Here is a 24,243-nt window from a genome sequence, read left to right as displayed (position 1 = left end):
CCGGTGCCGACCAAGGTCGGCGCCCACCAGGCCCAAGCGCCGACCAGGGTCGGCAGCTACCCAAGCAAGCGCCGACCCGGGTCGGCGACTACCGGGGCGTCACACCACCTCGCGGCGGATACCGATCGGCCGCGCGTGATCGTCCATGTGCAGCGTGGCGGCCTTGCAGCCCAGCAGGCGCTCGGCAAGGCCGGTGCTGGCACCCAGATCGGCCGCGACTTCATTGAGGCTGGCCAGCGGTCGCGGCAGGCGTCGCTCGTGGCCACGGAAGCGCGCGCGGTTGTACTCGGCCCAGCCGATCAGCAGCACGCTGGCACACAGCAGCATCAGCGGCAGTGCCACCAGCACATAGGGGTCGAACTGGCTTTGCCGTTGGTACAGCTGCTGCCAGGCCAGCTGGCCGCCGATCAGCCACGAGAACAGGGTCACCAACGGTGCCCACAGGTAGAAGTAGAACCCCCAGAACGCGAGGGTGACGAAGCCCCAGGCGGTGCGCTGGAAGCGTGGTTGGCGATGCGGCTTGCGGATCATCCGCGAGTCGAAGCGGTTGGACGGGCGTTGTGCGTTCATCGGATCCCCCGATCGGGACTGGTCCAGGTGGCGCGCTTGCTGCGACGGCGCAGCAGGGTCTTCGGCAACGCCACCAGGGTGGTGGAAAGACTGATCAGCCAGTACGCCATCGGGTACCAGATGACCCAGAAGTAGTTGCGTCCAATCTGTGTTTCGTAACGACGGTCGATGATCAGGCTGCTGGCGAACTGCATCAGGCAGACCAGGGCCAGGATCACGCCATGCCATTGCGGCAGCAGGCTGGCGATGTACAGCTGCGGCGGCATGTCGATGAGCTTGCCCAGCACCCACAGCACCACGATGAACAACATGGTGTAGGCCCAGATCACGCTCAGCACGTACTCCAGCAGTACGCCCCACATGCGCCGTTCCTTCCAGTGCAGCAGTGAACGCGCATGCCGCAGCATCACTTCCACGCCACCCTGCGCCCAGCGCAGCCGTTGCCGCCACAGACCCTTCAGCGTTTCCGGCATCAGGATGAAGCACAGCGCGTTGGGTTCGTAGCGGATGTCCCAATGCGCACGCTGCAGGCGCCAGCTGATGTCGATGTCTTCGGTCACCATGTCGTCCGACCACCAGCCGACCTGGTGCAGGGCGGTGCGGCGAAAGCCGGCGATCACTCCGGAGATGGTGAAGATGCGCCCGTACACGCGCTGCGCGCGCTTGATCATGCCGATGATCGAGGAGAATTCGGCCACCTGCAGGCGTCCAAGCAGGGTGGAACGGTTGCGGATGCGCGGGTTGCCGGTGACCGCACCGACGCGGTTGCCGCTGACCAGGTGCCAGACCATCCAGTGCAGGGCGTGTTCCTCCAGCATGGCATCGCCATCGATGCACACCAGGTACTCCGAGCGGGCCGCCAGCGCACCCATGCGCAGCGCGTTGGCCTTGCCGAGGTTGCGGTCCAGGTGCAGCACGCGCAGCCGCGGATGCTTCGCCGCCAGCACGTCGAGCCGGGCGCCGGTGTCATCACTGCTGCCATCGTCGATGGCGATCACCTCGTAGTCGGCCGGATAGCGCTGTGCCAGCGCCGCGCCGAGTGTGTCGTCGAGGTTCGCGGACTCGTTGTGGCAGGGAATCAACAGGCTCGCGAACGGTGGATCGACCATCAGCGGCGGGTCGTTGCGTGGGCGCGAATGGCGTTCGCGCCGGAAGTAGTAATACAGGCCGCCCGACATCCAGAAGAACGCCATCACCATCGGGTAGTAGAAGGCGAACTGGAACAGGACCTGCAGCAGCGGGTGCATGTCCATGTCACTTCTCCGGGTACGGGAAGTTGCCGGCGGACATCGCCGCGCGGGCATCATGGGTGGAAGGCTGGCCGGCGATGAAGTCGTCCGGGTACCAGGCGAAGTGGTGCACGCCCTGCGCCTGCAGCTGGCGGATCTGCGCGCGCAGCCGCTCGGCGGGAATCGGTTGCCCGCTGCGCCAATCGACGGTCTGCAGTTCGAACAGGGTGTGCTGCAACTGGGGATCGTGCGCACGCACCGCGGCCAGCAGCTGGTCGAGCCAGCGTTCCGGATGCCTGCTGCCTTCCATCCACGGCATCGCCATCAGTGCGGTCTGGTCGTAGGCCTTGTTGAACAGGTCCAGGCGCTGCGCGAACCAGGCTTCGCTCTGCGGACGCAGTACCGGCTCCGCGTACAGGTTGCGCACCGTGGCCAGCTTCGGCCGCCAACGCTGCGCACTGTCGCGCAGGGCCAGGGTGAAGTCGATCAGCGCCCGGGTGCGAGCGCTGCCATCGTCGCCGGCCGCCAGCGTCGGCAGTTCTTTGTCGCGCAGGTAGCCATCATCATGGAAGAGCAGGCCTTCGAAGTACGAGTTGACGGCCAGATCCTCGTAGATGTCGAGCATGATCTGGCGTGCCTTCGGATTGGTGAAGTCCAGCCGGTACATGCCGTCGGCATCGCCGTTGTGGATCGCCAGTGCCTTGCGCTGCACGGGGTCGGGCAGCTCGAAGCCGAGCACCGGCAGCCATGCGTAGACCTTCACCCCCGCGCGCGACTTCAGCTGCCAGGCGACCCGGCTGAACAGGTCCGCGCGCATCGGCATGTGCCGGTTGGGGAAGTACAGTGCATCGGCGGTGTTGTTGCCGTCCGGATCGGCGAACGCCTGCAGGTAGACGTGGGTGGGCGAGATGCGCTTGACCCGCTCGATCAGCGCATCGAGGTTGCGCCCCTGCTGCGCCGGGTCCGGGTCGTACACATCATCCAGGTCGACCTGCAACGCGCGGATGCCGTCGAGCGCAACGTCGCGCCGCAGCTCGTAGGCCAGGCCCTCCACGGTCGGGTTGTCGCTGACCAGGAAGCGCGCCAGCCCATGCAGGTCGCTGGCCACTGGCGTGCTGCGGCCTTCCAGATCGAAGGACACCGGCATGCCCAGCTGTTCGGCGATGTCGTTGCTCAACTGGTTGTAGGCGGCGTACGGCCAGACGATGGCGCGCGGGCGCACGCCCAGGTGCTGCTGGATGCGCTGCACGCTGCGGCTGAGATCGGCGCGCAGGCGCTGCTCGTACTGCGCCTCGCTCTCGTAGCTGCGCGTGGCCGGCCGGTAGATGCGGGTGACCACCGCTGGCGTCGAATTGCCCTGCGGATTGGCAAGCACTCCGTGGTGCAGGTCGTCGGTATGGCTGGCCACTTCGATCAGGCCGCTGTCGTGCATCTGCTTCAGCTGCGCCCAGGTAACGAAGTCATCGTGGCCGAACGGCCGGTAGCCATAGTCGATCGTGCGCCCGGGTGCCATGTCCACGTAATCGGTGATCACTGCCACCAGCGCCGGGTAGCGGTACGCCTGCAGCAGCGGGAACGCCTTGTCGTAGACGCTGCGCAGGCCATCATCGAAGGTCAGCAGTACCGGTTTCGGTGGCAGCGTGGCGCGTCCCCGGGAGGCGTCGATCACCTGCGACAGCGACACCGGGTGGTAGCCGTGTGCCCCCAGCCAATCCAGGTGCGCAGCGAAGTTCTGCGTGCTCACCGCGTAGGTATCGGCGTCGCCCTTGGCCGCGACCCGGTCGCGGATGTCGTGGTAGCTGAGGATCAGCAGGCCGTTGTCAGTGGCATCGAGATGCAGGGCCTGCTGCGCGAACGCCGGCGGCGTGGCGGCCAGCAGCAGGAGCACGATCAGTCGCAGGATGCGGGCCATGTCACTCTCCCCAGCGCAGTGCGGCTTCGAAGCCGATATGACGCTCGCGGTGGCCGTCGTAGACCGGCTGCGACCAGCGCACGCCGTACTCGAACACGCGGCCCTGGCCCAGCTGCCATTCGTGCATGTAGGACACCGAAGGGACCAGAGCGCTGCCGAAGCCGTCCTGCCAGTAGTCACCCAGCGAGACCGTCAGGCGGTGCCGGAAGTGGCGCTCGTAGTGCCGCCACAGCTGCTGGTCGATGCGCAGCCCGATCTCGACCATGCGGTCGCGCTTCGGGTTGAAGTAGGGCGCGTCGTCGCGGCTGCCCCGGCTGGTGTAGGCACTGGCCAGGCCGTCGATCAACCAGCGCGGGCGGGTCAGCAGGCGCTGTTCGATGCTGGTGCTGAACAGCTCGCGGTGGTTGCCGTCGTCGTAGCGGAAGCGGCTGGCGCCGAACATCCAGTGGGTCAGCTCGCTGCGCCGGTAGTCGACCTGCGCGCTCACGCTGTCAGCGCTGATGCCCGCCACGCGCGCCTGCATCGAGGCTTCCGGGTCATTGCGTGCGGCCACCAGCCCGGCATGCCAGTAATCGTTGAACTGCCAACCCACGCCGATGCGCAGGCCGGTATCGCCAATGTGGTCGTTGGCGCGCAGTACCGCCGCTTCCGCATCCAGCTGGCCAAAGCGGTAGCGTACGCCCGCGCCCAGCCACAGCGGGTCGATGCGCTGGTCCTGGAAGTCGACCGAGCGCCTGTCGGCGAAGGCGAACAACCGCCAGCGGTCGTCGAGTACCGGTGTCTGCACTTCGACCCCGTAGTGACGGTCGTTGTTGCCCAGCGGCGAGGTGCCGCCACCGCCGGAGCTGCGACCAATGTCGGTCCATGCCTTCAGCTGCCAACCGCGATGCGCCCGCCAGGCCTGGTCCATGCGTTCGACGGCGGGTTGGGTCGGGTAGCGTGCGACAAGATCGTCGTGCAGTGGCCTTGCCAGGTCATCGCGCTGCAGGGCGACGTAGGCCTCCTCCATGCCCAGCCGCGGCTCGATGTCGCGGGGGTCCAGCGCATGTGCCATCTGCTGGCGCTGCAGTGCCATGCGTGGCCATCCGCGCATCATGTACACGCTGCCCAGCGCGCTCTGCAGGCCGCCGTTGCCCGGTGCGATGTCGACCATCGACTCCAGGTCGTGCTGTGCGGTGCGCAGGTCGCCGCTGTAGGCGCGTACCATCGCCAGATTCAGGTCGGCCTCGTAACGTGACCAGTTCGCGTACGGTGACTTGCCGTTGCTCCAGCGCCACGCCGGCTCCTTGTCACGCCAGGCCTGCAGCAGGTCGATCGCCTTTTCCTGCTGCTCGCTCTCCAGGTAGGCATAGGCCAGTTCCGAATGCGAGGCATCGCGTGTCGGGTCGCCGGCCACTGCCGCCTGCAGCACCGGTATGGCTTCTTCCGGATGCAGGGTGCCCATCAGCGAATCGCCGACCGCAGGCAGCACATAGTCGGGCAGGGCATGGCCTTCGGCCTGCAGTGCGCGGGCTTCCTCGCGCACCTGCGCATGGCGGCCCAGCCGGTTGAGCAGGATCAGCCGGTCCATGCGGACGCGAAGCGGCGCCTGCGCGGGCGGGGTGCCTTCGCTGCCCAGGTAGCGCTGCATGCGCGCCAGGGTCGATTCGGCTTCTTCCAGGCGGCTGTCTTCGCTGCTGCTGTAGGCCAGGCTCCAGACCACCAGCTTGGCCAGGTAGTCGCCTTCGATGCGCTGCTTCTGTGCAGCGTCGAACAGCTGCGGGCGCTGCTGGTACAGCTCCCAGGCGCGCCAGGCGTTGCCGATGTCGCCCAGGGTCAGTACGCGCAGCTTGAACAGCAGGTCGTCGCTGGGTTGCTCTTGGCTGGCGCGCTCGATCGCGCCGAGGGCATCCAGCCAGCGGGCCTGGTCGCGGTAACGGCCGATCTCGGCCAGGGCCGCCTCGCGGTCAGACGGGGCAGCGCTGCTGGCCCAGGCCAGGGCGGTACAGGCAAGGCCGACGCAGAGCGCCAGCCGGCGGTGGACAACCATTGGGGACCCCCTTGGCTTCCGAACCAGACAACCTGAGAAATGTGACGCACATCACATGCCAGCTTTTGGCGTGGCCGTGGCCCGCGTCACTCCCTTCGTGCATTCCCGTCCAGCAAGGACGGATACAAACCCGGACAGCGACCTGCAATGTCTTGTCTGAAACGAGAGTCCCCCGCACACCGAATGGCGGCCTGGGCGGCGCTGCCGCCCCCATGCCCGATGCCGGCACGCGGCAAGGATGGGCATTCGTGGGCACTATCCGCCCGGAATTGTCAGCCCGGTGTCAAAATGCGCAGACGGGCTGACGAGCGGTAGGTAGGGCCGGTTGCGAGGCCCTGCGCGGCTTACCAGAGGTCTTCCAGCTTGCGCGGCTTGCAGGCCACCCAGGAGGCGCACAGCATCAGGGTGGCGCAGCCGAACAGGAAGCTGAACGGGAGCGTCCAGCCGTTGCTGACCGTATGCAGCCAGCCGACCAGGAACGGCCCCAGGCAGCTGAAGCTGTAACCCACGCCCTGCATGAAGCCGGACAGTGCCGCCGAGCCGGTGGGGGTGCGCGTGCGCAGGTTGATCAGGGTCAGCGCCAGCGGGAAGGTGGATGGACCGACGCCGAGCAGGCACGCCCACAGCAGGGGGGCCTTCATCGGTGCCAGCAGCAGGCCGGTGAAGGCGATCACGAACGAGAAGAAACCGATCAGCACCAGCGGGAACGGGTTCTGCATGCGAACTGCCATGGACGGAATGACCAGCGACGGCAGCAGCCCGAGCGCCGAGAACACCGCCACCATCACGCCACCAAAGGCCGGTGTGCCGCCGGCCTCGACCACGATGCGTGGCAGCCAGGTGAACATCGAATAGGTCATCAGCGAAGTCATGCCGAACATCAGCGTCATGCTCCAGCCCAGTGAGGTGCGCCAGACTTTCCCATGCGGCTGTGCGGCCGGGTCGGTGGCATCTGCCTGCGGCTTCGGTGCGCGCCTGGCCAGAACCAGCCACGGCAATGCTGCGGCCAGTGCCAGCAGTGCCCACATGCCCAGCGACACGCGCCAGCCTGCGGCGTTGGCCACCGGCACCGCCAGCAGCGCCGGCAGCATTGTGCCCAGCTGCAGCACGCTGATGTAGAGCGTGCTCATGGTGCCGACCTTGTTGGCGAAATAGCGCTTCACCAGCGGCGGCACCACCACGTTGCCGATGCCCATGCCGGCCAGTGCCACCACCGAACCCAACAGCAGCGTGCCGACGTTGCCGGCGCTGGAACGCAGCAGCAGGCCGGCCATCGCCATCACCATCGCCAGCAGCGTGGTGCGCTCCAGGCCCAGGCGCCGCGCCAGCGCCGGCGTGGCCACGCCGAACAGTGCGAACGACGCGGTCGGCAGCATGCCCAGCACGCCGGTCATGGTGGTACCGAAACCGAACTGCTGGCCGAGCACGTCCAGCAGCGGGGTGATCGAGGTGACCGCGGTGCGCAGGTTGATCGCTGCCAGCAGGATCGCGGCGAATGCGAGGACGCGGCCGTGCAGCAGCGACGGCGAATCGGAAGTGGAGGAACTCATCGGTGGTCCTTGCAGGTGTCGCACGCCGGGGCAGTGGCATGCAGCGCCGGCATCGGTCTACGCCGAAGCGGCAGGTGGGGGAGGGCTGCTGGCGGGCCGGCAGCGCGGCCATTGTACGTGCGGGCTCCGGCAAGGTCCCGTCATGCGGGCGGCCAGGTGCCTGATACAAAAAAACCCGGAGGACAGTGATGTCTTCCAGGCTTCTTGGTGACCACCGAAGTGGTCGGGGAGACAGGATTCGAACCTGCGACCTCTACGTCCCGAACGTAGCGCTCTACCAGACTGAGCTACACCCCGAAGGGAACCGCCTATTCTAGCGATTCACCCCGATGGCGGCAAGGGGGGAATGCTGTTTTCTTCACACTGCCGAAGCAGTGCCACTTCAGGGAACAAAAAAGCCTGGACGACTTCACCAGGCTTCAATGCGACCACGTGAGTGGTCGGGGAGACAGGATTCGAACCTGCGACCTCTACGTCCCGAACGTAGCGCTCTACCAGACTGAGCTACACCCCGAAGGAGCCGCCTAAGATACCGTGTGAAGGCCAAGGCGGCAAGGCTTTTTTACAGCTCAGCGACGATTTTCCTTCTCGATGCGGTTCTGCTCGCGGGCTTCGAACCACATGCCGTTGAGGATGGCCACCGTCGAGGCGAGGCCGGCACCGAGAATCCAGGCGAAATACCACATGATCAGTCTCCTTCATTCCGGGTAGGTGCCGACCGTTGGTCGGCACACGTGCAAGCAATCAGTACGCGTTCGGGTTGTTGCCCATCTCTTCGGTGGTGGTCTTGCCCTTCAGCACGCGGTACACCCAGGTGGTGTAGGCGAGGATGATCGGCAGGAACACCGCCGTGGCCAGCAGCATGATCCACAGGGTCAGGTGGCTGGACGAGGCGTCCCACACGGTCAGGCTGGAGGTGGGCTGGCTCGAGGACGGCAGCAGGAACGGGAAGATCGCAAAGCCGACGGTCAGGATGATGCCGGCGATGGCGGCCCCCGAGGCGATGAAGGCCGAGCCGCCGCGACGGGCCCGCAGCAGTACCGCACTGGCCAGCAGGCCGGCCAGGCCCAGCAGCGGCGCCAGGATCGTGGCCGGCATGGCGCTGTAGTTGCGCATCCAGCCACCGGCGGCGCCGAGTTCGGCGGTCTTCAGCAGCGGATTGGTGGCGCCGTCGGTGACCACCTGCGAGGTGATCTGGTAACCCGGCAGGCCGAAGGCCACCCAGGCACCGCCCACCGCGAACAGCACGAAGGCGATGATCGCGGCGATGCTGCCGAAACGGGCCGCACGTTCGGCCACCGGGCCGTCGGTCTTCAGCACCAGCATGGCGGCACCGTGGGCGACCAGCATCGACACGCTGAGCAGGCCGGCCAGCAGCGCGAAGGGCATCAGCAGGCCGAAGAACGAGCCGGTGTAGAAGATGCGCATGCTGTCATCGAAGTGGAACGGCACGCCCAGCACCACGTTGCCCACCGCCACGCCCATGATCAGCGCCGGGATGAAGCCACCGATGAACAGCGCCCAGTCCCAGGTGTTGCGCCAGCGCTCGCTGGGCATCTTGCTGCGGAACTTGAAGCCGACCGGTCGCAGGATCAGCGCGAACAGGATCACGAACATCGCCAGGTAGAACCCGGAGAAGCTGACCGCGTAGAGCGGCGGCCATGCGGCGAAGATCGCGCCGCCGCCCAGGATCAGCCACACCTGGTTGCCTTCCCATACCGGACCGATGGTATTGATCACCAGCCGGCGCTCAGCGTCGTTGCGGGCGACGAAGGGCAGCAGGGTGCCCACGCCCAGGTCGAAACCATCCATCACGGCGAAACCGATCAGCAGGATGCCGAGCAGCAGCCACCAGATCACGCGCAGCGTGGTGTAGTCCAGAAGAATGAAATCCATCTTGGTTCTCCTGCCTCAGGCCTGGCCGGCGGCCGGCGCCGAGGCATTGTGGGAAGCATGCGGCTGGGGCGACTGCAGTGACGGCAGCACCTCGTCCGGACCCTTGCGGATCGCCTTGAGCATCAGCTTGATCTCGACCACGATCAGCGCGGTGTAGATGGCAGTGAAGCCGGCCAGGGTCAGCACGATTTCATGCAGGGCCAGCCCCGATGCTGCATAGAAGGTCGGCAGCACGCCATCGACCGCCCACGGCTGGCGACCATACTCGGCCACGAACCAGCCGCACTCGATCGCGATCCACGGTGCCGGCAGCGTCCACAGGGCCAGCTTGAGGAACCAGCGCTTGTCCTGGAAATTGTTGCGGCAGGAGTAGTAGAAGGCCAGGGCGAAGAAAGCGATGAGGTAGAAGCCGAGGCCGGCCATCACGCGGAAGGTCCAGAACAACGGCATCACGCGCGGCACCGTATCCATCGCCGCCTGCGAGATTTCCTGCGGGGTGGCGTTGAGGATGTCATCGCGATAGCGCTTGAGCAGCAGGCCGTGGCCCAGGTCCTGCCAGTGACGGTCGAACATCTCGCGCGCTTCAACGTCGTTCTTGTTGGCGCGCAGGCGTTCCAATGCACCGTAGGCCAGCTGGCCGCCACGCACGCGGTGTTCGGCGCGCTCGACCAGTTCCAGGATGCCGGGAATCGGCTGGTTCAACGAGCGGGTGGCGATCAGGCCCATCAGGTAGGGGATCTTCACCGCGTAGTCGTTCTGGTGGGTCTCCTGGTTCGGGATGCCGAAGGCGGTGAAGTCGGCCGGCGCACGCTCGGTCTCCCACATCGCTTCGATCGCGGCCAGCTTCATCTTCTGGTGTTCGCTGGCGGCGTAACCGCTCTCGTCACCCAGCACGACCACCGACAGCGATGACAGCAGGCCGAACGCCGCGGCCACCGCAAACGAACGACGGGCCAGGTCCTTGTGCTTGTTGCGCAGTAGGAACAGCGCGCTGATCGCCATCACGAACACCGCACCGGTCACGTAGCCGGCGCTGACGGTGTGCACGAACTTGGCCTGCGCCACCGGGTTGAACACCACCGCCATGAAGTCGACCACTTCCATGCGCATGGTTTCCGGGTTGAACACCGCACCGGTCGGGTTCTGCATCCAGCCATTGGCCACCAGGATCCAGATCGCCGACAGGTTGGTCCCCAGCGCCATCAGCCAGGTCACCATCAGGTGCTTGACCTTGCTCAGGCGGTTCCAGCCGAAGAAGAACAGGCCGACGAAGGTCGCTTCCAGGAAGAACGCCATCAGGCCTTCGATGGCCAGTGGCGCACCGAAGATGTCACCCACGTAGTGGCTGTAGTAGGACCAGTTCATGCCGAACTGGAATTCCATGACGATGCCGGTGGCAACGCCCATGGCGAAGTTGATGCCGAACAGGACGCCCCAGAACAGGGTCATCCTGCGCCAGATCTCCTTGCCGGTCATCACATACACGCTCTCCATGATGGCCACCATGAAGGACAGGCCGAGGGTGAGCGGTACGAATAGGAAGTGGTACATCGCGGTCAGCGCGAATTGCAGCCGCGACAGTTCTACGACTGTCTGATCAATCATGGCCTGGCTACCTCGTTGGATAGTGCCGTTGCAGGTGGCGGGAAGGGTGGTCTACGACGTGAATGATGTGACCGACTACTTCAAACAGCCTTGATCCAGATCAATGTATGAACAGGTGCCCCGGTTGATCGTATGCCAACCTGATGAAGACTGCGACCGCCGGCCGCAGGGGCGGGCTATTGCCTGCGCCTACAATGCCGTGTCTCCCCCGTTGCCCGTGAAGACCTCTTGAGCGCTGCCGAAACGACCCCTGACGGCCTGTCCCCGGAAGCTGAAACCGCCCGCCAGCGGCGTGTGCGCACGGCCTGGCTGGCCGACCTGGCACGCTCCGCCCGGGGCCGCCAGCGCCTGGCCGCGCTGTGCATCAGCCTGTCCGGCGCACTGTTGATCGGCCAGGCTGCCGCCATCGCCTGGGTGGTGCAGCAGGTGCTGGTGGAGCGCGTGCCGCTGGCCTCTGGCCTGCCGGTGCTGGCGGGATTGGCGGTGATCCTGGTGCTGCGCACCCTGCTGGGCAGCGCCACCCAGGCCGCCGCCGGTGACGTGGCCGACGCCGCACGCCTGGCATTGCGCGAACGCGTGTTCGCACGCCTGCTGGGCCACGGCCCACTGTGGCTGCGGCAGCGCCGCACCGGCGAACTGGGCGAACTGATGCTGCATCACGGTGATGCGATCGAGAGCTATTACAGCGGCTTCCTGCCGGTGCGCACTGAAGTGGTGGTGGTGCCGCTGCTGATCCTGGCCGCGGTGACCTGGGTGGACTGGGTGGTGGCGCTGATCCTGCTGTTCACCGCGCCACTGGTGCCGTTCTTCATGATGCTGGTGGGCTGGGGCGCCGAAGCGGCCGGCCGTGCGCAGCTGGATGAGCTGGCACGCATGAGCGGCCATTTCGCCGACCGCATCAAGGGCCTGGGCCTGCTACGCCTGTATGGCCGCGCTGACGCCGAGCTGGAGGGTATCGAGGCTGCCGCTGAAGGCGTGCGCGTGCGCACGCTGAAGGTGCTGCGGATTGCCTTCCTGTCGTCCACGGTGCTGGAATTCTTCGCCTCGGTGAGCGTGGCGATGGTGGCGCTGTACCTGGGCCTGAGCTATCTGGGCATGATGTCGCTGCATGCAGCGGTGCCGACGCTGGGTGCGGGGCTGTTCTGCCTGCTGCTGGCACCGGAATTCTATGCGCCGCTGCGACGGCTGGCCGCGCACTACCATGATCGCGCCAATGCACTGGCCGCCGCCGCCGAAGTGGAGCGCCTGCTGCAGTCGCTGCCCGATGAGCAGGGCCTGGTCGAGAACGAGGTTGCACCGCTGGCGGTGGAGCCGGCCGAGGCCGCCTTGCCGCCGCTGCAGGCACAAGGGCTGGTGCTGCGCCCGCTGGGCGCGCCGCAGGATGTGCTGCAGGATCTGGACCTGCGGCTGGAGCCGGGCCAGCGCCTGGCCCTGGTTGGTCCCAGCGGTTCCGGTAAAAGCACTCTGCTGGAAGCGCTGGCCGGCTGGCTGCCGCCGCGCGCCGGCAAGCTGCAGCTGCGTCCCGGTGTGCAGGTGGCCTATGCCAGCCAGCGCCCCTACCTGTTCCACGGCAGCATTGCCGACAACCTGCGGCTGGCCGATCCGGGTGCCAGCGATGCCCGTCTTCGTGCGGTGGCCGAGGCCGCGCAGGTGCTGCAGTTCGCGCAGCGCCTGCCACAGGGCCTGGACACGGTGATCGGCGAACGTGGCTTCGGCCTGTCCGGCGGCGAAGCCCGTCGTATCGGCCTGGCCCGGTTGTTGCTGCGCGACCCGCAGGTCCTGCTGCTGGACGAACCCACCGCGTTTCTCGACGTCGATACCGAGGCCGCACTGCTGCGCAGCCTGGCTGCCTATGCGCGGGGTCGCAGTGTGGTGGTCGCCACCCACAGCCCGGCGGTGATCGCCTGGGCCGACCGCTGCCTGCTGCTGCCGGAAGGGCGCCTGGTCGAACCGGCACAGGCGGTGCGCGCATGAGCCGTTCGCCTGATTCGCTGCGCGCGGTGTTCCTGCGCCATCGGCCGCGCCTGCTGCTGACCGTGCTGCTGCTGTGGACCACCATGCTGGCCGGCACCGCATTGCTTGGCCTGTCCGGTGGCTTCCTCACCGCCGCCGCGTTGGCTGGGGCGGCCGGCCTCGGCCAAGGCTTCAACTTCTTCTCACCGTCCGCGGGTATACGCGGGCTGACGATGGCGCGCATCGTGTCGCGCTACTTCGAGAAGCTGGTCGGCCACGACGCCACGCTGCGCATCGCCCGGGACCTGCGCGTGTGGTTCTTCCGCCGCGCGTTGCCGCTGGCACCCGCACGGCTGGGGGCTACGCGCACCGGCGACCTTCTGGCGCGCCTGCTCGGCGACATTGGTGAAGTGGACGGCCTGCTGGTGCGTGCGATCGGGCCGCTGGTGGCGTTGGGCGGATTGTCGCTGGTCGCGATCGTTTCGGCAGCACTGATCCTGCCGTCGGCTGCGGTGCTGCTGGCGGTGCTGGCGCTGCTGATCGCCTTCGGCGTGCCGTGGCTGGGCGTGCGTGGCCATGACGACGAAGAGGCCGACCGTGCCGCGCATCGTGCCGCATTGCGTACCGCCGCATTCGAAGGGCTGGAAGGTGCGGGTGACCTGGCCGCGCTGCATGCCGATGCAGCGTGGCAGCTGAAGGTGCGCGTGGCAGCCAAGCAGCTGGCCTCGCGTGACCGCCGCCGCCGCTGGCGCCTGATCGCGGCCTCGACCCTGCACGGCCTGGTGGCGGGGCTGGGCCTGGTGGCGATGCTGGCGTTGGCCCTGCACGCGGCCGAGCAGCAGCGCATCGCACCGGAAATGGCCGCAGGTTTGGTGTTCCTCACCGTGGCGCTGGTCGAGCTGTGGGCCGGCATGGGCCTGGCCTGGCAGTCGCTGCAGTCCGGGCGCATTGCCGCCGATCGCCTGCAGGCGATCGTCGAGCAACCGCCGACGGTGGACGATCCGCAGGCGCCACAGGTGGTGCCGCCGGCTGCGCGCGTGCATTGGGATGACGTGCATTTCCAATGGCCAGGCGGCGCGCGGCCGGTGTTGTCCGGCCTGCAGCTGACCCTGGCGCCAGGCGAACGCATCGCCATCCGTGGAGACAGCGGCAGCGGCAAGACCACGCTGTCGAGCCTGCTGCTGCGGTTGTGGGATCCGCAGCAGGGACGGCTGACCTACGGTGGCCGCGACCTGCGTGATTTCGCCCAGGCCGACTGGCACCGGCAACTGGCGTGGCTGCCGCAGAACGCGCCGGTGTTTGCCGGCAGCGTGGCCGAGAACCTGCGGTTGGGTGATCCCGATGCCAGCGACGCCGCGTTGTGGGCGGTGCTGCGCCGCGTGCGCCTGGGCGAATGGGCCGAGCGCAACGGCGGCCTGCAGGCCTGGGTGGGCGAGAACGGCGCGACGATGTCGGCCGGGCAGGCGCGGCGGTTGGCGTTGGCCCGTGCACTGCTGCGCAATGCGCCGATCCTGTTGCTGGACGAACCGACCGAAGGCCTCGACGTGGATACCGCACGCGCGCTGCTGCAGGACCTTTCCGGTTTGCTGGACGGGCGCAGCCTGTTGATGATCACCCACGACGACCTGCCCGAAGGCGTGGTTGATGCGCAGTACCGGTTGCGCGACGGGGCTCTGGTACGCGAAGCGTGAACCGGTAGTGCCGGCCGCTGGCCGGCAACCTCATGGCGCTTGATACGGACACGGAATTGCCGGCCAGCGGCCGGCACTACCGATTGCGAGGGTTACCGCGAGAACTCGCGCAGCATCACCGCGATCGAGGCCACGTTGGCCAGCACGCACAACCAGAACACCCCCTGGAATGCGGCCTTGCGGTGCTTGTGTCGGAACAGCGCCTGGCCCAGCAGCGCGCCCGGCCAGCCACCGGCAAAGGCCAGCAGTTGCAGGGTGCGTTCGGGAATGCGCCATTGCTTTCGCTGCGCCGCGCGCTTGTCCTGGCCGTACAGCGCGAACGACACCGCGCTGGCCAGCATGCACCAGCCACCCAGCCACAGCGGCAGCACACCGCTGACCATCAGCGCGATCAACGCGCCGAACGCGGCGAGCGCCAGGTTGCGCCGCCAAGCCACTACAGCGCGTCGAGGAAGCCGCGCACGGCGGGGCCGAAACGATCGAAGTCGACCAGGAAGGCGTCGTGACCCTGCGGTGACTCCAATCCGATGAAATGGGCGTCGGCGCCTCCGGCACGCAGGCCATCGGCGACCTGTTGCTGCTGCTGCACCGGGAACAGGATGTCGGTGTTGGCGCCGATGGCCAGCGCCTTCTCCACCCGGATCTTCGCCAGCCCAGCCAGCACATCGCCATCGGCGTACTCGGCCAGGTCGAACCAGTCCATCGAGCGGCTCAGGTACAGATAGCAGTTGGGGTCGAAGAAACGCACGAAGCGCCGTGCGTGGCCTTCCAGGTAACTTTCCACCTGGAATTCGAGGCCGAACGGATCGTCGTCGGTCTGGTCCGAATCCAGCCGCACGCGGCCAAAGCGGCCATCCCATTCCAGTGCCGAACGGTAGGTGATCACGCCCAGCTTGCGCGCCATGCGCATGCCGGACTCGGGATATGCGTCGTCGTCGTAGTGGCCGCCATTCCAGCGTGGATCAAGGCGGATCGCCTCGCGCTGCAGTGAGCGGATCGCGATGGAGAACGGCAGCGCCTGCGCACTGCCGGAAATGTTGACGTGGCTGCGCGCAATGCCCGGGTGCAGCATCAGCACGGCCAACGCGGTCATGCCGCCCATCGAATTGCCGACCACGCAGGCCAGCTGTTCGATGCCCAGGGCGTGCACGACTTCGATCGCGGCGCGCGCGCCGTCTTCGATCGACAGCTCGGGGAAGTCGAGACGATACGGTTGGCCGGTGGCCGGGTTGAGCGAGGCCGGACCGGTCGAGCCCTTGCAGCTGCCCAACGAGTTCACGCAGACCACGAACCAGCGGTCGGTATCGATCGCCTTGCCGGGTCCGACCATGCCTTCCCACCAGCCCGCTGCCGGGTTGGCGTCGTTGGCTGCCGCGTGTGCATCCGGCGAGAGGCCGGTCACGATCAGGATCGCGTTGCTGGCGTCGGCCGCCAGTGTTCCCCAGGTCTCATAGGCCACGCGCGCGCTGTGCAGGGCGCTGCCGCGCTTGAACGGGAAGGGCGAGGGCAGGGCGTGGAAGCGGGTGCCGGGCGGGATGAATTCGGTCATGCAGGCATTCTAGCGGGGCCGCATGTGGAGCTGGCGACACGCTGGTTTCCATCGGCGATGCAGGTAGTGCCGGCCGCTGGCCGGCAACAATGCAGGCACATCACGATTCATGAGGTTGCCGGCCAGCGGCCCGCACTACCGGGCGGCGCGTTACGGGAAGCGCAGCTCCACAACACCGTCGTGGGGCAGGCTCACCTTCACCGGCACGCTCTGCAGGTCATCCTCGCTGCGGTTGGCGCTGCCGGTGCGCGAGATGCGTGCCAGCACTTCCACTTCGCGATGGGCCGACAGCGGTGCGGTTGGCATCGGGCTGTCAGCGTCACCCAGCCCGACCGTGGCCGGGACTCCGGCCAAGGGCAGCTTGCGTGCGGCCACCGGCATCGGCGGTCCACCCACAGCGCGGGCCAGCACGAATACCTGGGTGCTGGCCGGCCACTCGGTGCCCTTCAACGCAGGCAACTGCACGCGCACCTGCAACAGCGCCGGTGGCGCCGCAACGGCTGCATCGGACGGCTGACCGGCGGCTTCACGGGCGATGGCGATCTGCGCCTGCAGCGCCTGCGCGGCGCCGAGCTCAAGCCGTGGCAGCAGGCCGCTCCACACATCTGCGGCCTCGGCATTCTTTCCGCGCTGGCGCAGGGCGATCCCCAGCAGCCAGCTGGCACGCTCGGCATCGGGTGCCTGTGCACGCGCCTGCTGCAACCAGGCCATCGCGGTGTCATCGAACTGCTTGCCGGCGTCGGCCTGCGCACGTGCCTGCGCCGCTTCCACCAGCACGGCGGGGTCTTCCGGGGCGAGAGTGGCGGCCCGCGCGAACGCGTCCGCCGCGCCTGCGGCATTGCCCAGTTCGGCTTGCGACCGGCCCAGCAGCGCCCAGCCATCGGCCCGCTGTGGGTCACGCTTCAGTGCATCCTGCAGGGCCTGCACGCCATCGCGCAGGGTGGCTACCGAAGGCGTCGGTTGCACCTGTGCTGCACGCGGATCACCGACCAGCAGGTACAGGCAGGCACCGGCCACGCCCAGTGCGAGTACGCCGACCACGAAGCCGCGGCGGCCAGAGTGGCGCAGCGGCCACAGCACCAGCACTGCCATCAACGCAGCAACCAGACCGGCCAGCATCGGCAGCCAATGGCTCACCATCCGTCTCCTTCATCGGCCTTGCCGGCCGCTGCGGCGCCAACCGTACGGCCACGGCGGCGGACGATGCCCAGCACCACCAGAGCACCCGCACCGAGCATCAGCAGGGGACCGCCCCACAGCAGCCAGGTGCCCGGCTGCAACGGTGGCTGATAGAGCACGAACTCACCGTAGCGCGCGACCAGGAACTGCTTGATCTGCGCGTCGTCGTGGCCCTGCTGCATCAGCTGCAGCACCTCGCGGCGCAGGTCCTGCGCGATCTGCGCGTTGGAATCGGCCAGCGACTGGTTCTGGCACTGCACGCAGCGCAGCTGCGCGGCCAGGTCGTGGAAGCGGCGTTCTTCGGCGCCATCGCGGAACTGCAGCGGCTGCGGATCATGCAGCGGCTGCTGTGCCAGCGCGGCCAGCGGCAGCATCAGGAGCAGCAGCGCCAGCAGCCAGCGCATGGGCTCAGGGCGCCGTGTGCAACGTGCTGCCGGCATTGCCCTGGGCCTTCTCGATCTTCTCCAGCGCCGGGATCAGCTTCTCGTCGACCACGCGCTGGGTCATCGCACCGCTGTACTTCCACCGCACGATGCCGCTGCCGTCGACAAGGAAGGTTTCCGGTGCGGCGGTCACGCCCCAGTCGATCGCAGTGCGGCCTTCCACGTCGCTGAGCACGACCATGAACGGGTTGCCCAGCTGTTCCAGCCAGTGCAGGGCATCGGTCGGTTCATCCTTCCAGTTGTAGCCGATCACACGCACGCGCTTGCTCTCGGCGAAACGGGTCAGCACCGGGTGCTCCTCGCGGCAGGCCGCGCACCAGCTGCCCCACACGTTCAACAGGTACGGCGCGCCACGCAGTTCGTCGCTGTGCACGATCATTTCCGGGTCGTGCAGCACCGGCAGCGCGAATGCTGGCGCCGGCTTGTCGATCAGCGCCGATGGCAGCACGTCGCGCTGCGGATCACCCGATTTCATAACCCCGTAGATCATCAGCCCGAGCAGGCCGAAGAAGAACAGCACGCCGATCACGATGGCTACCGGCGGCAGCGGGCGGGAGGGGCGCGGGGCGGGGGACTCGGACATGGAAACTCCTACGGACGACGGAAACGGCGGTCGGCGGCGGCGATGAATCCGCCCAGGGCCATCAGCAGCGCGCCCAGCCAGATCCAGCGCACGAACGGCTTGATGTGCACCCGTACCGCCCATGCATTGTTGCCCAGCGGCTCGCCCAATGCCACGTAGACATCGCCGTCGAAGCGTGCATCGATGCCGGCCTCGGTCATCACCTGGCCGCCGCTGGCGTACTGGCGCTTCTCCGGGTGCAGCAGGGCCAGTTCGCGGCCGTCGCGGAACACCCGCAGGTGACCGCGGTCGGCGATGAAATTGGGGCCTTCGCGATGGTCCACGCCCTCGAAGCGCACTTCGTAGCGACCGACCACCAGCTGCTGGCCCGGGGCCAGCGCCACTTCGCGCTGCACGTTCAAGGCTTCCACAAGCAGCGCGCCGGCCAGGAACACGGCGATGCCGGCGTGGGCAACGATCATGCCGAGCATTTCGGCGGTGAAGCGGCCGTTGCCGCGCAGTCGCTGCCAGACGAAGCGTGCGGTACCGAGTGCGACCCAGGCCGCAGCAGCCACGCCGATGCCGGCCTTCCAGCCGTTCTGCGGCGCCTGCCACCAGGCCAGCGCGCCCAGCAGCAGCGCCAGGCCCAGCCACGGTGCCAGCAGCGCGAAGGCGCGCGAGGGCTGGTCACGCTGCCATTTCACCAGCGGGCCGAACGGCAGCAGCAGGATCATTGGCGCCATCAGCAGCAGGAACAGGCTGCCGAAGTAGGGCGGGCCGACCGAGATCTTGCCCAGCGACAGCGCATCGGCCAGCAACGGATACAGCGTGCCGAGCAGCACCATCGCGCAGGCCGTGGCCAGCAGCAGGTTGTTGGCCAGCAGCAGGGTCTCGCGCGAGGTGGCGGTGAAGCCACGGCGCGGGTCGTCGGCGTCCACGCTCAGCTGGCTGGCGCGCAGCGCGTACAGCAGCAGGCTGCCACCGACCAGCACCGACAGGAACACCAGGATGAACAGGCCACGCGAGGGATCGGCGGCGAACGAATGCACGCTGGTCAGCACACCGGAGCGCACCAGGAAGGTGCCCAGCAGCGACAGCGCGAAGGCCGCGATCGCCAGCAGCAGGGTCCAACTGCCGAACGTGCCGCGCTTCTCAGTGACGGCCTGCGAATGGATCAGTGCCGCACCGACCAGCCATGGCATGAAGCTGGCGTTCTCCACCGGGTCCCAGAACCACCAGCCACCCCAGCCCAGCTCGTAGTAGGCCCACCAGCTGCCCAGCGCGATGCCCAGGGTCAGGAAGCCCCAGGCGACGTTGGTCCAGGGTCGCGTCCAGCGCAGCCAGCGCGCATCCACGCGACCTTCCAGCAGCGCCGCCACCGCGAATGCGAACGGAACGGCAAAACCCACGTAACCGATGTACAGCATCGGTGGATGGATGATCAGCCCCGGGTCCTGCAGCAGTGGGTTGAGATCGCGCCCTTCCAGCGGCGCCGGGTTCAGGCGCAGGAACGGGTTGGAAGTGAAGATCAGGAAGGCGAGGAAGCCGACGCTGACGATGCCCATCACCGCCAGTACGCGCGCCTGCACCGGTGCCGGTAGGTGCCGGGAGAACAGCGCCACCGCGCCGGTCCACAATGCCAGCACCAGCGCCCACATCAGCAGTGAGCCTTCATGCGCGCCCCAGACCGCCGAATAGCGGTAGATCATCGGCAGCAGCGAATTGGAGTTCTCGGCCACGTAGCGCACTGAGAAATCCTGCTGCACGAACGCGGCGGTCAGCACCGCGAACGCGCCGGCGAGCAGCAGCAGCTGCGCGAACGCGGCTGGCCGTGCCACCGCCATCCATGACGTGTTGTTGCGATGTGCGCCGACCAGCGGCAGGCAGGCCTGCAGCAGCGAGGCCAGCAATGCGCACATCAGCAGGATCTGACCCAGTTCGGGCAGCACTCAGCGCACCTCGGGGGCCGTCACCGGCACATCGTGCTTGCGGTGGGCATCGCCCATCTTGTCGGCCACTTCCTTCGGCACGTACTTCTCATCGTGCTTGGCCAGCACTTCGTCGGCGACGAAGGTGCCGTCCTGCAGGCGGCCGCTGGCGACCACCGCCGTGCCTTCGGCGAACATGTCTGGCAGGATCCGCGAGGTGGTCACTGCCAGCTGCACGTCGCCGTCGGTCACTTCGAAACGTGCTTCCAGCGAGCCGACCGGCCGATTGAAGGAGCCCTTCACCACCATGCCGCCCAAGCGGAAGCGCGACTGCGCATCGACATCACCGCGCAGCACTTCCGAAGGCGTGTACAGATAGGCGATGTTGCGCTCCAGTGCCATCGCCACCAGCGCAGTGGCCAGCCCGGAGGCGAGCAGGGCCAGCAGCACCCATGCCAAGCGGCGACGCTGTACCGGGGTCATCGTTCCAGCTCCGTCGACAGCGGCGCAGCTGCGTCCCGCCTGCCGGCGCGGGTCTGCTGCCGCTGCTGGCGGGTCAGCGCCAGCCGGCGTGCCACGCGCAGGCGCAGCCACGAACCGAGGGCATCGGCGCTGAGTACCAGCACGAATACGGCGTAGGCGCCGATCACATAGGGCAGGTGGGTCATGGCTGGGCCTCCCGTGAGGCGCGCGCGGCATCGACACGGCCGCCGACCCAGGCCTTGCCGGCCTCGCGGTCGAGATTGTCGGCGCGGGCCTTGGCCAGCACCGAACCGGCGAACCAGAACTTGGTGCCGATCACCATCCACCACAGCGGCGCGATCATCGCGCTGCTGATTGCCGATTCACCGAACACGTTGATCGACTGGCGCTGGTGCAGGCCACCCCACCAGTCCACCGAATAGCGGATCACCGGCAGCAGGCTGACACCTACAATGGCCAGCAGGCCAGCGGCGCGCGCGGCGCTGCGGCGGTCCTCGATGGCGTGGTACAGGCCGATCACGCCCAGGTACAGGAACAGCAGTACCAGTTCGCTGGTCATGCGCGGGTCCCAGTCCCACCAGGTGCCCCAGGTGCCCTTGCCCCAGATGCTGCCGGTCAGCAGGGTGATCAGGGTGAAGCCGGCGCCCATCGGCGCGCAGGCCATGGCCAGGATCTCGCAGACCTTGATCCGCCAGATCAGCGCGATGGCGGCATACAGCGCCATCAGCGCGAACACGAACAGGCTCATCCAGGCACTGGGCACGTGGATGTAGAGGATGCGGAAGCTGTCCAGCTGCTTGGCTTCCGGCGGCACCACCAGCAGCGCCTGCCACATGCCGACCAGCAGCACCGGCACCGCCGCGAGGTAGAACACCCGCGACCAGCGGGCAGCGAAACGGTCGAACGTGGGAGGCGAACCGAGTTGGTGGAACCAGCGGACAATCGGATTCATGCGTGGCGGCTATCCAGCAGGGGTGGATTGGCTCTCAGCTCGGTCAACTCAGAGAAATACGTATTGCAGCGGCAGTGGCCAGCGGCGCCAGCACCAGCGCGAGCAGCAGGCCAGCGCCCAGCATCAGCAGCGCACCGACTGGATCCTGCCCGCGTCCGGCTGCCGCCAGGCTGCCGGCGCCGAACACAAGCACCGGCACGTACAGCGGCAGCGACAGCAGCGCCACGAGAATACCAGAGCGTCGGATGCCAACGGTCAGTGCGGCGACCACGCCACCGATCAGGCTCAGCAACGGCGTTCCCAGCAGCAACGATGCCAGCAACATCGGCAGCTGGTCATGCGGCAGATGCAGCATTTCGGCCAACAGCGGGCTGACCACGATCAGCGGCAGCGCAGTGGTCGCCCAGTGCAGGAGCACGCGCACCAGCACCAGCCAGGCCAGCGGCACCGGCGCCAGCAGCCACTGTTCCAGCGAGCCATCTTCGGCGTCGGAACGGAACAGTGAATCCAGCGACAGCTGTCCCGCCAGCAGCACGGCCAGCCACAGCACCGCGCCGGCGGTGGCGGCCAGCAGCTGTGGTTCGCGGCCTTGGGCCAGCGCGAACAGCACCACTACCAGCACCGCGAACAGCAGTGGTTGCAGCGCATCGCCGCGGCGGCGCCAGAGCAGGCGCAGGTCGCGCTTGAGCAGGGCGCCTGCGGTCTGCCACAGGCCTGGTTCGGTACCCGGCGCGATCATGCGGCACCGCCGAGGTCGAGCTGGCGGGTACGCACCGGCGGTGCGGCATAGGCGCCATGGGTGGTGACCAGCGCAGCGCCGCCGGCACGCAGGTGCGCCGAGATCATCCGGTTGACCAGGGTGATGCCCTCCAGGTCGAGGTTGGCATAGGGTTCGTCCAGCAGCCACAGCGGCGCCGGCGACAGCCAGATGCGTGCCAGTGCCAGCCGCCGCTTCTGCCCGGCGGACAGATGCCGAACGAGGGTGTCCTCATAACCGGCCAGGCCCACGATGGCCAGCGCGTTGCCGGGCATCTGCCGCGCACGCCGTCCATGCAGGCCGCACAGGAAGTGCAGGTTCTCCAGCGTGTCCAGGTCTGGCTTCAGGGCCGGCAGATGGCTGAGGTAGGCCACGTAGCGTGCACGTTCGGCATTGCTCGCCGGCTTGCCATCGATCCGCACCTGGCCGGCGCCGGGCCGGGCCAGGCCGGCCAGCACGCGCAGCAGGGTGGTCTTGCCGGCGCCATTGCCGCCCTGCACCAGCAGGGCTTCGCCGGCGTCCACATGGAAGTCCAGCGGGCCGAACACCGGCTCGTCATTGCGGGAGAAGCTCAGGCCGCTGGCGGCCAGCAATGCAGGGGTGTTCAAGGGGCAGGGGTCTTCATGCCGGAGAGCGATGGCAATTGTAGCGGTGAATGCCGATGGTAGTGCCGGCCGCTGGCCGGCAGATGCGACCCGGCGTCGCAGATCGTCCCAGGGGTGCTGGCCAGCGGCCGGCACTACCGACGCGCGGATTGCGTAAACTCGCAGGCCTGTTCCCCCACAGCCCAGGCCGATGCAACTGAACACCAAGCTGCCCAAGGTCGGTACCACGATCTTCACCGTGATGTCCCAGCTCGCCGCCGAACACGGCGCAGTCAACCTGGGCCAGGGTTTCCCGGACTTTTCGGCGCCGCAGCGCCTGATCGACGAGACCGCCAGGGCGATGGCCGCCGGGCTGAACCAGTACCCGCCGATGACCGGCGTGGCGCCGCTGCGCCAGGCCATCGCGCAGAAGGCGCTGGACTGCTACGGCGCGCAGGTCGATGCGGACAGCGAGATCACCGTCACCAGTGGCGGTACCGAGGCCATCTTCAACGCCATCCACGCCGTGGTGCGTGCCGGCGAGGAAGTGATCGTGCTCGACCCGGCGTATGACTGCTATGAACCGGCGATCGACCTGGCCGGTGCCAAGGCCGTGCATGTGTCGCTGGATCCGCAGACCTTCGCGGTCGACTGGGACCGCGTGCGTGCGGCGATCACCCCGCGCACCCGCATGCTGATCGTCAACACCCCGCACAACCCGTCCGGCGCGATGCTGTCGGCGCAGGACATGCAGGCACTGGCCGAGCTGCTGCGTGGCACGCAGATCTATCTGATCTCCGATGAGGTGTACGAACACATCATCTACGACGGCCGCCGCCATGAATCGGCGCTGCGCTACCCGGAACTGCGCGAGCGCGCGTTCGTCATCTCCAGCTTCGGCAAGACCTATCACTGCACCGGCTGGAAGATCGGCTATGCGATCGCACCGCCGGCACTGACCGCCGAGTTCCGCAAGGTGCACCAGTACAACACCTTCACCAGCTTCGGCCCGGCGCAGTATGGCTTCGCCGCGATGATCCGCGACGAACCCGAACACCACCTGGAGCTGGGCGCGTTTTACCAGGCCAAGCGCGACCGTTTCCGCGAGCAGCTGGCCGGCACCCGCCTGAAGGCGCTGCCGGTCCCCGGCGGCTACTTCCAGCTGGTCGACTACTCGGCCATCAGCGACCTGCCGGACCATGAGTTCGTGAAGTGGCTGACCATCGAGAAGGGCGTGACCGCGATCCCGCTGTCGCCGTTCTACGAAAACCCGCCGGCCGGCCAGCGCCTGGTGCGCCTGTGCTTCGCCAAGAATGAAGCAACGATGGACGCGGCGATCGAACGCCTGCGCCTGCTCTGAGCGAGGCTTGA

General features: G+C 67.5%; 22 protein-coding genes and 2 tRNA genes. 3 read left to right on the top strand and 21 right to left on the bottom strand.

The window, feature by feature from the left end:
- Window positions 1-99: 99 nt before the first annotated feature.
- From pgaD to AC5P60_RS08060, 10 genes are all read right to left on the bottom strand, one after another.
- Window positions 100-570, bottom strand: coding sequence for a poly-beta-1,6-N-acetyl-D-glucosamine biosynthesis protein PgaD (gene pgaD, locus AC5P60_RS08105; protein WP_012480823.1), 471 nt, complete (start codon window positions 568-570; stop codon window positions 100-102).
- Window positions 567-1,823 (bottom strand): poly-beta-1,6-N-acetyl-D-glucosamine synthase, encoded by a 1,257-nt coding sequence (gene pgaC, locus AC5P60_RS08100; RefSeq protein ID WP_005414000.1) that lies wholly within the window; start codon window positions 1,821-1,823, stop codon window positions 567-569. Before pgaC ends, pgaD begins: the two co-directional genes overlap by 4 nt.
- A gap of 1 nt (window position 1,824) precedes the next feature.
- Entirely contained in the window at window positions 1,825-3,711 is a 1,887-nt protein-coding gene (gene pgaB / locus AC5P60_RS08095) for a poly-beta-1,6-N-acetyl-D-glucosamine N-deacetylase PgaB (RefSeq protein ID WP_483693320.1), read from the bottom strand.
- A 1-nt stretch (window position 3,712) separates the two neighbouring features.
- On the bottom strand, window positions 3,713-5,740 hold the full coding sequence (pgaA, locus tag AC5P60_RS08090; protein WP_483693321.1) for a poly-beta-1,6 N-acetyl-D-glucosamine export porin PgaA: 2,028 nt from the start codon (window positions 5,738-5,740) through the stop codon (window positions 3,713-3,715).
- Between the two features lie 344 nt (window positions 5,741-6,084).
- On the bottom strand, window positions 6,085-7,290 hold the full coding sequence (locus tag AC5P60_RS08085; RefSeq protein ID WP_033832954.1) for a CynX/NimT family MFS transporter: 1,206 nt from the start codon (window positions 7,288-7,290) through the stop codon (window positions 6,085-6,087).
- Between the two features lie 220 nt (window positions 7,291-7,510).
- Window positions 7,511-7,587 (bottom strand) — tRNA-Pro (locus AC5P60_RS08080).
- Between the two features lie 140 nt (window positions 7,588-7,727).
- Window positions 7,728-7,804 (bottom strand) — tRNA-Pro (locus AC5P60_RS08075).
- A 55-nt stretch (window positions 7,805-7,859) separates the two neighbouring features.
- The gene (gene cydX / locus AC5P60_RS08070) at window positions 7,860-7,976 is read right to left on the bottom strand and encodes a cytochrome bd-I oxidase subunit CydX (RefSeq protein ID WP_005410354.1); all 117 of its coding nucleotides are present in this window, start codon (window positions 7,974-7,976) and stop codon (window positions 7,860-7,862) included.
- 58 nt (window positions 7,977-8,034) lie between these two features.
- The gene (gene cydB, locus AC5P60_RS08065; protein WP_033832953.1) at window positions 8,035-9,186 is read right to left on the bottom strand and encodes a cytochrome d ubiquinol oxidase subunit II; all 1,152 of its coding nucleotides are present in this window, start codon (window positions 9,184-9,186) and stop codon (window positions 8,035-8,037) included.
- A 15-nt stretch (window positions 9,187-9,201) separates the two neighbouring features.
- Complete coding sequence (locus tag AC5P60_RS08060) at window positions 9,202-10,791, bottom strand: cytochrome ubiquinol oxidase subunit I (protein WP_005410352.1); 1,590 nt, start codon at window positions 10,789-10,791, stop codon at window positions 9,202-9,204.
- A gap of 228 nt (window positions 10,792-11,019) precedes the next feature.
- Between AC5P60_RS08060 and cydD the strand changes: the two genes are divergently transcribed.
- Both cydD and cydC read left to right on the top strand, forming a co-directional pair.
- Window positions 11,020-12,765, top strand: coding sequence for a thiol reductant ABC exporter subunit CydD (gene cydD / locus AC5P60_RS08055; protein ID WP_483693322.1), 1,746 nt, complete (start codon window positions 11,020-11,022; stop codon window positions 12,763-12,765).
- Window positions 12,762-14,435 carry a thiol reductant ABC exporter subunit CydC gene (gene cydC / locus AC5P60_RS08050; protein WP_049432744.1) on the top strand — a complete coding sequence of 558 codons (1,674 nt, stop codon included), beginning with the start codon at window positions 12,762-12,764 and terminating at the stop codon, window positions 14,433-14,435. Before cydD ends, cydC begins: the two co-directional genes overlap by 4 nt.
- A gap of 92 nt (window positions 14,436-14,527) precedes the next feature.
- Here the strand turns inward: cydC and AC5P60_RS08045 are convergent, their stop codons facing one another.
- The 11 genes from AC5P60_RS08045 to ccmA all read right to left on the bottom strand — a co-directional run bounded on the left by AC5P60_RS08045 (window position 14,528) and on the right by ccmA (window position 22,836).
- The gene (locus AC5P60_RS08045; RefSeq protein ID WP_049402647.1) at window positions 14,528-14,872 is read right to left on the bottom strand and encodes a DUF1294 domain-containing protein; all 345 of its coding nucleotides are present in this window, start codon (window positions 14,870-14,872) and stop codon (window positions 14,528-14,530) included.
- Window positions 14,872-15,984, bottom strand: a complete 1,113-nt coding sequence (gene metX / locus AC5P60_RS08040; RefSeq protein WP_329772419.1) for a homoserine O-acetyltransferase MetX — start codon at window positions 15,982-15,984, stop codon at window positions 14,872-14,874. The genes AC5P60_RS08045 and metX overlap by 1 nt, the downstream gene beginning before the upstream one ends.
- A 150-nt stretch (window positions 15,985-16,134) precedes the next feature.
- The gene (locus AC5P60_RS08035) at window positions 16,135-17,124 is read right to left on the bottom strand and encodes a tetratricopeptide repeat protein (protein ID WP_483693323.1); all 990 of its coding nucleotides are present in this window, start codon (window positions 17,122-17,124) and stop codon (window positions 16,135-16,137) included.
- Window positions 17,118-17,567, bottom strand: a complete 450-nt coding sequence (locus AC5P60_RS08030; RefSeq protein WP_005413991.1) for a cytochrome c-type biogenesis protein — start codon at window positions 17,565-17,567, stop codon at window positions 17,118-17,120. Before AC5P60_RS08030 ends, AC5P60_RS08035 begins: the two co-directional genes overlap by 7 nt.
- Before the next feature lie 4 nt (window positions 17,568-17,571).
- Window positions 17,572-18,189, bottom strand: a complete 618-nt coding sequence (locus tag AC5P60_RS08025) for a DsbE family thiol:disulfide interchange protein (protein WP_005410345.1) — start codon at window positions 18,187-18,189, stop codon at window positions 17,572-17,574.
- Between the two features lie 8 nt (window positions 18,190-18,197).
- Window positions 18,198-20,117, bottom strand: a complete 1,920-nt coding sequence (locus AC5P60_RS08020; RefSeq protein WP_495201722.1) for a heme lyase CcmF/NrfE family subunit — start codon at window positions 20,115-20,117, stop codon at window positions 18,198-18,200.
- The gene (ccmE, locus tag AC5P60_RS08015) at window positions 20,118-20,579 is read right to left on the bottom strand and encodes a cytochrome c maturation protein CcmE (protein ID WP_483693325.1); all 462 of its coding nucleotides are present in this window, start codon (window positions 20,577-20,579) and stop codon (window positions 20,118-20,120) included. It lies immediately after the preceding gene.
- Window positions 20,576-20,764 carry a heme exporter protein CcmD gene (locus AC5P60_RS08010; RefSeq protein WP_483693326.1) on the bottom strand — a complete coding sequence of 63 codons (189 nt, stop codon included), beginning with the start codon at window positions 20,762-20,764 and terminating at the stop codon, window positions 20,576-20,578. Before AC5P60_RS08010 ends, ccmE begins: the two co-directional genes overlap by 4 nt.
- Window positions 20,761-21,531 carry a heme ABC transporter permease CcmC gene (gene ccmC / locus AC5P60_RS08005; RefSeq protein WP_033832945.1) on the bottom strand — a complete coding sequence of 257 codons (771 nt, stop codon included), beginning with the start codon at window positions 21,529-21,531 and terminating at the stop codon, window positions 20,761-20,763. Before ccmC ends, AC5P60_RS08010 begins: the two co-directional genes overlap by 4 nt.
- Before the next feature lie 43 nt (window positions 21,532-21,574).
- A complete protein-coding gene (ccmB, locus tag AC5P60_RS08000; RefSeq protein ID WP_005410340.1) occupies window positions 21,575-22,270 on the bottom strand; it encodes a heme exporter protein CcmB in 696 nt (231 codons plus the stop codon).
- Entirely contained in the window at window positions 22,267-22,836 is a 570-nt protein-coding gene (gene ccmA / locus AC5P60_RS07995) for a heme ABC exporter ATP-binding protein CcmA (RefSeq protein ID WP_407070841.1), read from the bottom strand. The genes ccmB and ccmA overlap by 4 nt, the downstream gene beginning before the upstream one ends.
- Before the next feature lie 247 nt (window positions 22,837-23,083).
- Between ccmA and AC5P60_RS07990 the strand changes: the two genes are divergently transcribed.
- Window positions 23,084-24,232: a pyridoxal phosphate-dependent aminotransferase gene (locus AC5P60_RS07990; RefSeq protein ID WP_049402652.1), complete on the top strand. Its 1,149-nt coding sequence runs from the start codon at window positions 23,084-23,086 to the stop codon at window positions 24,230-24,232.
- The last annotated feature ends 11 nt before the right edge of the window (window positions 24,233-24,243 follow it).

The sequence above is a fragment of the Stenotrophomonas sp. YJH_SMC_120 genome (assembly GCF_059368675.1).
This window is presented reverse-complemented; position numbering and strand designations above follow the sequence as displayed.

Coding starts and splice junctions, on each gene's coding strand:
- cydX (WP_005410354.1), bottom strand. CDS start 7,976: ATGTGGTATTTCGCCTGGATTCTCGGTGCCGGCCTCGCCTCGACGGTG.
- AC5P60_RS08060 (WP_005410352.1), bottom strand. CDS start 10,791: ATGATTGATCAGACAGTCGTAGAACTGTCGCGGCTGCAATTCGCGCTG.
- AC5P60_RS08010 (WP_483693326.1), bottom strand. CDS start 20,764: ATGACCCACCTGCCCTATGTGATCGGCGCCTACGCCGTATTCGTGCTG.
- AC5P60_RS08035 (WP_483693323.1), bottom strand. CDS start 17,124: ATGGTGAGCCATTGGCTGCCGATGCTGGCCGGTCTGGTTGCTGCGTTG.
- pgaC (WP_005414000.1), bottom strand. CDS start 1,823: ATGGACATGCACCCGCTGCTGCAGGTCCTGTTCCAGTTCGCCTTCTAC.
- pgaB (WP_483693320.1), bottom strand. CDS start 3,711: ATGGCCCGCATCCTGCGACTGATCGTGCTCCTGCTGCTGGCCGCCACG.
- ccmE (WP_483693325.1), bottom strand. CDS start 20,579: ATGACCCCGGTACAGCGTCGCCGCTTGGCATGGGTGCTGCTGGCCCTG.
- ccmB (WP_005410340.1), bottom strand. CDS start 22,270: ATGATCGCGCCGGGTACCGAACCAGGCCTGTGGCAGACCGCAGGCGCC.
- cydC (WP_049432744.1), top strand. CDS start 12,762: ATGAGCCGTTCGCCTGATTCGCTGCGCGCGGTGTTCCTGCGCCATCGG.
- pgaD (WP_012480823.1), bottom strand. CDS start 570: ATGAACGCACAACGCCCGTCCAACCGCTTCGACTCGCGGATGATCCGC.
- metX (WP_329772419.1), bottom strand. CDS start 15,984: ATGACCGAATTCATCCCGCCCGGCACCCGCTTCCACGCCCTGCCCTCG.
- cydB (WP_033832953.1), bottom strand. CDS start 9,186: ATGGATTTCATTCTTCTGGACTACACCACGCTGCGCGTGATCTGGTGG.
- AC5P60_RS07990 (WP_049402652.1), top strand. CDS start 23,084: ATGCAACTGAACACCAAGCTGCCCAAGGTCGGTACCACGATCTTCACC.
- AC5P60_RS08030 (WP_005413991.1), bottom strand. CDS start 17,567: ATGCGCTGGCTGCTGGCGCTGCTGCTCCTGATGCTGCCGCTGGCCGCG.
- AC5P60_RS08025 (WP_005410345.1), bottom strand. CDS start 18,189: ATGTCCGAGTCCCCCGCCCCGCGCCCCTCCCGCCCGCTGCCGCCGGTA.
- AC5P60_RS08085 (WP_033832954.1), bottom strand. CDS start 7,290: ATGAGTTCCTCCACTTCCGATTCGCCGTCGCTGCTGCACGGCCGCGTC.
- ccmC (WP_033832945.1), bottom strand. CDS start 21,531: ATGAATCCGATTGTCCGCTGGTTCCACCAACTCGGTTCGCCTCCCACG.
- pgaA (WP_483693321.1), bottom strand. CDS start 5,740: ATGGTTGTCCACCGCCGGCTGGCGCTCTGCGTCGGCCTTGCCTGTACC.